General features: G+C 47.5%; 3 protein-coding genes. 2 read left to right on the top strand and 1 reads right to left on the bottom strand.

The window, feature by feature from the left end; translation table 11 throughout:
- On the top strand, positions 1-1,182 hold a 1,182-nt coding region (locus tag A3735_RS18565), incomplete at its 5' end, for an iron-containing alcohol dehydrogenase (RefSeq protein ID WP_068638447.1).
- A gap of 164 nt (positions 1,183-1,346) precedes the next feature.
- Complete coding sequence (gene rpsT / locus A3735_RS18560) at positions 1,347-1,613, top strand: 30S ribosomal protein S20 (RefSeq protein ID WP_068511686.1); 267 nt, start codon at positions 1,347-1,349, stop codon at positions 1,611-1,613.
- 63 nt (positions 1,614-1,676) lie between these two features.
- On the opposite strand, the gene A3735_RS18555 is transcribed toward rpsT, so the two are convergent.
- Positions 1,677-2,210, bottom strand: a 534-nt coding sequence (locus tag A3735_RS18555; protein WP_369820540.1) for a PUA domain-containing protein, incomplete at its 5' end; no start/stop codon positions are given.

Here is a 2,210-nt window from a genome sequence, read left to right as displayed (position 1 = left end):
TACAAAGGTCTAGCAAAAGCACTAAAGGTCGCTGCAGCAGTCGTTCCGATGCCAAAGCCAACGCTTTTCACTGGTGCAGACTCCTCACTGGAATTATGCGATGCTATTGGCCAACTAGGCATTAAAAAGCTAATGATTGCGACCGATGAAGTACTCGTCAGCATCGGACTAATCGACAAAATCAAAGCTCGCTTGGAAGAACTTGACATCAAATACGTAATCTACGACGGCATTCTTCCTGACCCAACCTATGATCAGGTACAAGCAGGTCTAGACTTATTAAGAAACAACAACTGCGAAGCAATTCTTGCCGTAGGCGGTGGCTCACCGATTGATGCAAGCAAGGCTATCGCAGCACGCGCAACAAATGACAAGCCATTAGAGAAGATGGCCGGCTTATTCAAGTTACGTAAAGCACCTTTGCCACTATTCGCCATCCCGACAACTGCAGGCACTGGCTCAGAAGTAACCATCGTGTCTGTCGTATCAGACCCTGAAACCCATCAAAAGACACCTATCATTGACCCTAAACTGGTACCCATGATGGCCGCTTTAGACGGCGCAATGATGCTAGGCCTACCTGCTGCAGTGACGGCTGCAACCGGAATGGACGCACTGACTCATGCGATTGAGTCTTACATTTCAGTTAATGCTACCGATGAGACCGACGCTTACGGAACAGCTGCTACACGTCTAATCATGGAAAATCTTGAAACAGCAGTGAAAGATGGCAGCAACCTGGAAGCTCGACAAAATATGGCTATGGCGTCTTACTATGCCGGCCTGGCTTTCACCAAAGCGAGCGTAGGCTATGTTCACGCCATCGCCCACAACTTTGGTGCGTATTACTCTACACCACACGGTTTGGCCAACTCGATTGTCCTACCGCATGTTCTGGATTATTCAAAAGATGAAATTACAGAACGTCTTGCCAAGCTCGCGGAAGTAAGCGGGCTAAAAGAAGGTAAAGAAAGCAACAGGGAACTTGCCGATAAGTTTATTCAGCGAATTCGTGAAATGCTCAAAAGCTTTGACATCCCTGAGCAACTTGGCGACCTTAAGACCGAGGACATCCCAAAGATTGCCAAATCAGCTCTTGAAGAAGCACATCTTAACTACCCAGTGCCCAAGTATATGAACCAGAAGGTATGTGAAAACCTGCTGAATAAAATGGTCGCTTAAGTAAAGCAAGTAAGTCTAAGCATAGACTATTGACAAAGGACTAATAAAACGGCATAGTCTCGCGTCATTTTTATATGAACTGGGATCGAGCACTTTTCAGCAACATCAAGTGTAAGCGCTCCCAGTTAATTTTTTAGTAATCCGCGAAATTTAGGAGCAACACGGTGGCCAACTCCCCATCTTCAAAAAAGCGCGCGCGTCAGCAAGAGAAACGCCGCCAACACAATGCTAGCCAACGTTCAATGGTTAGAACTTACATCAAAAAAGTAGACGCTGAAATTGCTGGCGGAAACTACGATAACGCACAAGCAGCTTTCCTAACTGCTCAGCCAATTATCGACGGCATGGTAAACAAGGGTATCTTCCCTAAAAACCGCGCCGCTCGCATCAAGAGCAACCTGAACGCACAAGTTAAAGCCCTTAAAGCTTAAGCTTCGCTCTCAGGCATAAAAAAACCGGCAAACGCCGGTTTTTTATGCCTGAAGTTTAGCATCTCAAAGCAACACAAGATTATCACGATGAATAAGCTCAGCTTCATGGCAAAAGCCTAGAATCGATAAGATTTCGTCACTCGACTTACCTAGAATCCTCTTCGCATCTGGCGCATCATAATTTACTAAGCCTCGCGCAAATTCCCTGCCAGAACTATCTTTGCACGAGACCATATCACCACGCTTGAAACGACCACTTGCCGAAACAACCCCGACAGACAGTAAACTTTTACCACCACGCTCTAGCACTGCCACAGCCCCATCATCAAGCACCAAATTACCTGCTGTCTGGAGATGCCCTGCCAACCATTGCTTACGCGCAACTTGTCTTGAGGTTGAAGGCAGCATCATAGTACCCAAATCCTCTGCCGCTCTTAAGCGCAACAAAATACTTTCTATCTTGCCACCAACAATCACACTATAAGCACCGGAACGCGCCGCCAAACGGGCTGCTCGCACCTTGGTCGCCATTCCACCACGCCCTAGCGCACCTGCACCACCGGAAGCCATCTCCTCTAGCCGCTCATCTGAGGCCAA

The organism is Oleiphilus sp. HI0061 (assembly GCF_001635675.1).
This window is presented reverse-complemented; position numbering and strand designations above follow the sequence as displayed.